Source organism: Microcoleus sp. Pol14D4, assembly GCF_036701245.1.
Classification (GTDB): Bacteria; Cyanobacteriota; Cyanobacteriia; order Cyanobacteriales; family Microcoleaceae; genus Microcoleus.
Map to the genome: position 1 here is coordinate 1 of NZ_JAUBQM010000144.1, position 6303 is coordinate 6303.

Here is a 6303-nt window from a genome sequence, read left to right on the forward strand (position 1 = left end):
ATTTAAATGGGTTAATTGGCAAGTCGGGAAAAGCTGTCTAAGTATTTGTACTTATTGCAAAAGTGACACGCTCCCTATTCCCTTATTCCCTCTGGCTGACTCCGCAAATTGCGGCTAACAGCAACCAGCTTGTAGTATTGAGTCGGAAATCAAACAGCGTCACGTCTACAGTGTTAAATAGCGTACAGGCAACGAAGGCTAATAAATAACTGAAAAAAATTAGGCGATCTGCCGCTCTTAAATCTTGACAAACCCTCTGACGTTTGCTATTAGTTATAGATTTTTGAGTAAACCCTAAAGCATTTTCCGCTACTTCCTGTGTTGCTATTTGCTCATGTTTGATATCCGCAGAAAACAGTGGCCAATTCGCCAGCATAAAAACACCCCTAGCCAAAACCCAACCAACTAAACCAAACAAAAAAAGCGTTGCGGGTATTCCAGTTTCCGCAGTCAACATCAGTATCAAACTGTGAGGATGACCGAGCCATTCTTGCATCTGAGCTTGATAGAGAGGCGTAAAATTTCGCAACCCCCAACCAGTCCAAGGACGCTGCTGAGTCATCGACAAAGCAAATTCCCACTGAGTTTTCCTCAAAGTAGCTGTTGGTCGATTTGGGAACATCTCGTCGGTGAGTCTAGCCCAAAAGAAAGCTGGAACAATTCTTCGTAAAGATTGTCGCAGTGGTTCCGGGCCAAAGGCAGACAAAAAAACTGTGCTAGCCACACTCAAAACCCCAGCTAATAATTTTTTATAACCCGCATAAAATGCAAAAGCCAAAACTGCCACAACTGCCAGTCCCCAAGCATTGCGAGAATTAGTAAAAATCAAAGCAAGAGCATTTCCGATCACTGCACAACTTAAAAATAGGAATCGGAAATTGGGAAGCGAAAATTGGGAATCAGGAATCAGCCGTTCATTAATTGTTTCCTTTTTTCCTCTTTCCTCTTCCCTCAAAATCGATCTGGTAAATTCGGGAAATCCCTTACCTTGATCGTTGCCGAACCCTTCTTCCATCCACAGTCCCAGTGCTAAAATAAAAGCAATTGTCAGATAGCAAGCTAAAATATTAGCGTACATAAATACAGAAGCCATACGGCCGGGGGGATTGCCTTGGGGTGCGAGTACCCAGCCAAAAACAGGCTGCAATTGATCTATGCCACTCCAGCCTAAAAATTGCTGTCCCAGGCCTAAAATTATCACTGGAATTGAACTAATTACAATCATCCAAGACAATTGCCGCAATTGAGGCAAAGTTTGAATTAAACTGCTGAAAGCAGCAAACAATATAAAGAATGGCAAGAAATTGTACAACCCTATAAAAGCCTCAATGCGGTTGTGGGCAAAAACGGCTGTGATGACTAGCAACGCGCTCAGAATTGCGAATCCTCGATTCAACGGGCTGCGACTAATTTGACGGAACTTTTGCTTGCAAGTGCTGGCCAATCCCAGGAATAAACCTAAAGCTCCCAAAATTGGAATTAAGGGAAAAATCAGCATCCCCACTTGGGCGAAATTCCAAGGGATTTGCAGGCGGGGATCTGGATGTTTTTGGAGGCGAGACTTGAGATTTTCGGCTGTCAGTTTGGCAGCTAATTTCAACCGATTTTTGATATTCACCCACACTCCCAATCTCAAATCTAAAATCTACAATTTACCATCGTTAAGCTAGTTCCCAAACGCATTCCGATCGCGTCAAGCGTATTTGAGCTAAGGCAAAAATGGTCGGGATAATGCGGCCGTAGTTCGTGGAAATCGATCGCCAACCCAAATCTGCTAAAAACCAAGTCCACATCACCGGGCCGACCAACGAAAATACGCTCCGCGTCGCACCGTAACGAGCCGCACTCACCGCCATACCGCGCCGCGCCGTCTGAATTGCCACATAATTTTGAAACTGGGTTGCTGCAGTTGCAGTACCTGCAAGCACTCCTTGTTTTGCCATTTGATAGGTGGCAAAATGCAGCGCAAATTGATTGGCCATTAGTTTGAGCAGCATTGGTTTTAAGATGGAACTAACAGCTAAAGCGCTGCCGCCTTTGAACAGTAAACCCAGCGGGTCTTTTTCAGCAGAAATGGGCAGGGGTTCTGAGAGTTTAGAATCAACGATCGCTCGCTGTACGCGCACTGTCAGCGCTTGCTGTTCATCTGCAGGTAAACGCTTCCACGCGCGGCCCATTAAGTGCAGAAATACTTCTGCCTCTAAGTCGGTGGTTGACAACTGTCTGGGATAAGGGATTTTGAGATAGCGACAAACTTGAATTAGTGCTTGTCTGTAAGTTACTTGTTGGGTTCGCCCTCTGAGTACCGTCAACCCGTCGGCTGCAAGATAGCGAAACCGCTGTTCTACGGCGTCGAGCCATGCTTGGCGATCGCGACTTTGTACATCTATCGGTGCGGGGGTTTGCACGTAATCTAAAGGGTTAAACTTGCGGCTGAACAGAAGTTCTGTTAGTTGCTGCAATTCTTCTTCTGTTGTCAATTCGAGTGCTGCTCTGAGTTCGTCCAAAATTTTGCCCTCCCCTATTCGATTTTAGATTTTAGATTTTAGATTTTAGATTGCTGCTGGTTGACAACCATTAGGATTTAGGATTTACCTACAGTGGCATTTATCGATCGGGTCTTAATCATGGATTCGTGCTGTCCTTTATTCTACTACTTGGTGCAGGGCGATGGCGTCGGGCCCTCGCCCGTGCTACGTCTCTTTTGAGTCATCGGTACGGTACAAATTCAGCCTGCAGCCTTTAAGCTGATGTTTAGATTCACAAGGCTGACCGAAAGCATCCAGGATACAAGCCCCCGGATTCATCCGTCCAGAAATAAAAAACCTGTATCCGATAAAGGAGCCCCCCAATTTATCCGTGGGGTCAATGCTTCAATCTAAAATCTAAAATCTAAAATCTAAAATCGATTGACTGACTAATTATGTTCGATGTTGCGGTGATTGGTGCGGGTATGGCAGGGCTGAGTTGCGCTCAACGGTTACGTCAAGCTGGGTATTCTGTGGTGGTTGTTGAGAAATCTCGCGGCGCGGGGGGACGTGTTGCTACCCGCCGCGTACAGGGTACTAGGGCCGATCACGGGGCGCGGTATCTGGAACCGCAGGGGGATGCGGTGCAGGGGTTAATTGAGGTTTTGCTCGATCGGGATCGGGCTCTTCTCAAACTCTGGACTGATAATGTCTGGGAATTCAGACAGGGAAAACTTTCTGCTATTCCTCGCTGTTGTTATGTCGCACCTGCGGGTATGAATGCTGTGGGTAAGTATCTGGCTGAGGATTTAGATATTTGGTTTGGCCGCCGCGTACAAGCTATTTCTACTACAGATAACCAAATGTGGCATCTTTCCCTAGAAGTCACTGACAGCAATTTAGAGTTCCCTCAAGAATTGATTGCTAAGGCTGTGGTTGTGGCAATTCCTGCTCCTCAAGCTTTAATATTTTTGAATTCTGAAATGGGTTTTTCTCCTAATTTTATTGACAAATTGCGTTCCGTAGAGTATGACCCTTGTATTACGGTGATGGCTGGCTATCCTGTGGCAAAACAGCACGATTTAAGTAATCTAAATCCGCAGTGGAAATCTGTTTCGTTTCCCGATAATGCTGATTTAGCTTGGATTGGCTGGGACAGCAGCAAACGGCTCGATCCGCAGCAGCCGGTGTTTGTGGTTCACAGCAGCGCAAATTTTGCCGAACGCTCTTTAGAAGCTGCTGATTTGCAAACTGTCGGTCAGGAATTGCTTTCGAGATCTTCTGAATATTTAATCCCTTGGTTCAAAGAGCCAGAATGGTTGCAGGTTCACCGCTGGCGCTATGCTTTTTGTCGAAATCCTTTGCCTGTTTCTTGTTTGCCTGCTGGGGGGAATTTGCCGCTGGTTTGTGCGGGGGATTTGTGCGGGGAAGGTCAAATAGAGGGTGCTTTGCGATCGGGTTTGGCGGCGGCTAATTGGGTAAATTCTCAGTTGCAAAATTTGCCCTTAGATGCCAACCTCAATTGGTAATATGGCTACAATTAAGGTATCGATTTTGCCTCTAACGCTATGATTGCCATCCCGTGTGGGTTTAGCCCCGAAGATTACCTTGCCCTCGAACGTGATAATACCGTCCGGCATGAATATCGGCGCGGTTTGGTGTACGCGAGGGCGGGAGGTAGCGATGACCACAGCCGTCTCTGTATTAATTTTATAACTGCGATTAACCTTCACCTGCGCGATGGTGACTGTCAATTTTTTTCGGCTGATGTCAAGGTGAATTATGCGGATGCGTTCTTCTACTATCCAGATGCTTTTGTCACCTGCGATCCGCGCGATCGCGAAGATCGTTATGTGAAGCGTTATCCCAAGTTGATTGCTGAGGTTCTATCCTCTTCGACTGAAAACTTCGATCGGGGTGAGAAGTTTGAGGATTATCAACAGCTTGAATCGTTGGAAGAGTATGTTTTAATCGCGCAGAACCAGATGCGGGTGGAGTGTCGCCGTCGGTTGCAGGAGGCGAGTTCCCTGCGGTGGGAAACGGTGGTTTATGAAGCAGGCGATACGGTGATGCTGCAGAGTATTCGGCTGGAGATGCCGATCGAGGAATTATATCGGGGTGTCAGCATATTCAGTTGAGGAAGGAAGAAGGGAAATGCAATTAAAGCCATGGTTTCAGCAGTTAAGAAAGTCGCCGGGAATCTGCACGGTTGCTACTTCTTCCTTCTTCGTTCGGTGAGAGTCCTGAGTGCGATTCGTTCAGTCGAAACCTAGTAATAGGGGGATGACTGGCATTTATTGAGTAACCCGCAAGGGTAGAGTTCGCACTTTAATCCTCAATAGATGACAACTAAATTTCCTTGTAGGTGCGCCTAGTAACCTAGAACGGCAAGTCCTTCCCTGTAGGTGCTACAGTGACAGCCCTATCCCTATCTTTGAGACTGATTATCAAAAAGGATAAAGCGGGATAGAAAGGCAGTAATTCCGAACTGTACGGGAAATCCCTGCCAAGCATGAACCCATGAATAAAGCGAAAGCTTGAAGACTTGTTGAACCATCGAAATTCGCAATGGACTACGACAGTTAATAGTCCAAGCCAAAAGGCAAGAATAAATCTGCGTCTAAAAGACAAGGAGGGTCGCTGGCAATTTCGGGTTTGACCAGTATGCACTGACAAAGAAATCCGGTGGATAGAGTCATTCTAAAGGTTCAATCAAAGGAAATTTGGAACGAAGTAACCCTCAAAACTCTCTCAGAAAGGTCGATGTCTGAGTAGGTAATCAACCACATGAGCTAGAGGAAAAGGATTGTCTAAGAAGCCAATGCTCAGAGTAATTCCTGAGATAAGCAGACGTAGACACTTTTGACTTAGAAGATAAAGGTGAAAGTAGTAAATCAATGCCTAAAGCCGAACATGAGTTCAGGATGGGATGGGACAATGACATTCCAATCTTTCTTGGAATAGTTGACCCACAAAAGTGGGAAGAACTACCCTGGAAGAAAATAGAAAAGAAAGTCCACAAATTACAAACCCGCATTTATCGAGCCAGTAGTCGAGGTGATACACAAGCTGTACGCAGGCTCCAAAAGACCTTGCTCAAATCTTGGTCAGCAAAATGTCTAGCAGTCAGGAAAATAACCCAAGATAATACAGGCAAAAAGACGGCGGGGGTAGATGGTATAAAATCATTAAGCCCAGATGACCGACTAGAGCTTGTAAATAAAATAAAACTTGGAAACAAAGTTAAACCGACTCGCAGGATTTGGATACCAAAATCAGATGGAAATAAGCGTCCATTGGGAATTCCTACTATCCATGACAGAACGCTACAAACACTAGCAAAAATGACGTTAGAACCCGAATGGGAAGCCAAGTTTGAAGCCAATTCATACGGTTTTCGACCAGGGCGAGGATGTCACGACGCTATCGAAGCAATCTTCAATCATTTGAAGAGTAAAACTAAATTTGTACTGGATGCAGATATAAGTAAATGTTTCGACAAGATAGACCACAAAGCACTCCTTGAGAAAATCAACACGTTCCCAATCTTAAGAAGGCAAATAAAACAATGGTTGAAAGCCGGATATATAGATGGAAAAGAACTATTTCCCACTGAAGAAGGAACGCCACAAGGTGGTTCTATCTCACCCCTCCTAGCCAATATTGCTTTGCATGGGATTGAGGAACTAATCACCGAAAAGTTTCCCCAGAAATGGAAAGGGAAGGAAATAATACGAAGGATACCAGCAGTCATCAGATATAGCCTTTCTCACAAAGATGAGGTATGATGTTACTGACACTCATTCATGAGGGTCAAACAGAGAACACACGATCG

General features: G+C 45.3%; 4 protein-coding genes and 1 pseudogene. 3 read left to right on the forward strand and 2 right to left on the reverse strand.

Features of this window, described 5'->3' with window-relative positions:
- Positions 1-82 precede the first annotated feature (82 nt).
- Together QUA33_RS27115 and QUA33_RS27120 are read right to left on the reverse strand one after the other, a co-directional pair.
- A complete protein-coding gene (locus QUA33_RS27115; protein WP_333152729.1) occupies positions 83-1618 on the reverse strand; it encodes an O-antigen ligase family protein in 1536 nt (511 codons plus the stop codon).
- Positions 1619-1661: 43 nt separating this feature from the next.
- Positions 1662-2507, reverse strand: coding sequence for a YaaW family protein (locus tag QUA33_RS27120; RefSeq protein ID WP_190659331.1), 846 nt, complete (start codon positions 2505-2507; stop codon positions 1662-1664).
- 416 nt (positions 2508-2923) lie between these two features.
- On the opposite strand from QUA33_RS27120, the gene QUA33_RS27125 reads away from it, so the two are divergent.
- The 3 genes and pseudogenes from QUA33_RS27125 to QUA33_RS27135 form a co-directional block, all read left to right on the forward strand.
- Positions 2924-3997: an FAD-dependent oxidoreductase gene (locus QUA33_RS27125; protein ID WP_333152731.1), complete on the forward strand. Its 1074-nt coding sequence runs from the start codon at positions 2924-2926 to the stop codon at positions 3995-3997.
- Between the two features lie 39 nt (positions 3998-4036).
- Positions 4037-4606, forward strand: coding sequence for a Uma2 family endonuclease (locus tag QUA33_RS27130; RefSeq protein ID WP_333152733.1), 570 nt, complete (start codon positions 4037-4039; stop codon positions 4604-4606).
- A gap of 786 nt (positions 4607-5392) precedes the next feature.
- Positions 5393-6232: pseudogene (locus QUA33_RS27135) on the forward strand (reverse transcriptase N-terminal domain-containing protein); the annotation flags it as partial.
- Between the last annotated feature and the right edge of the window lie 71 nt (positions 6233-6303).

Bases quoted from the DNA above. Each gene is read 5' to 3' on its own strand.
- QUA33_RS27125 (WP_333152731.1), top strand. From the start codon at position 2,924: ATGTTCGATGTTGCGGTGATTGGTGCGGGTATGGCAGGGCTGAGTTGC.
- QUA33_RS27130 (WP_333152733.1), top strand. From the start codon at position 4,037: ATGATTGCCATCCCGTGTGGGTTTAGCCCCGAAGATTACCTTGCCCTC.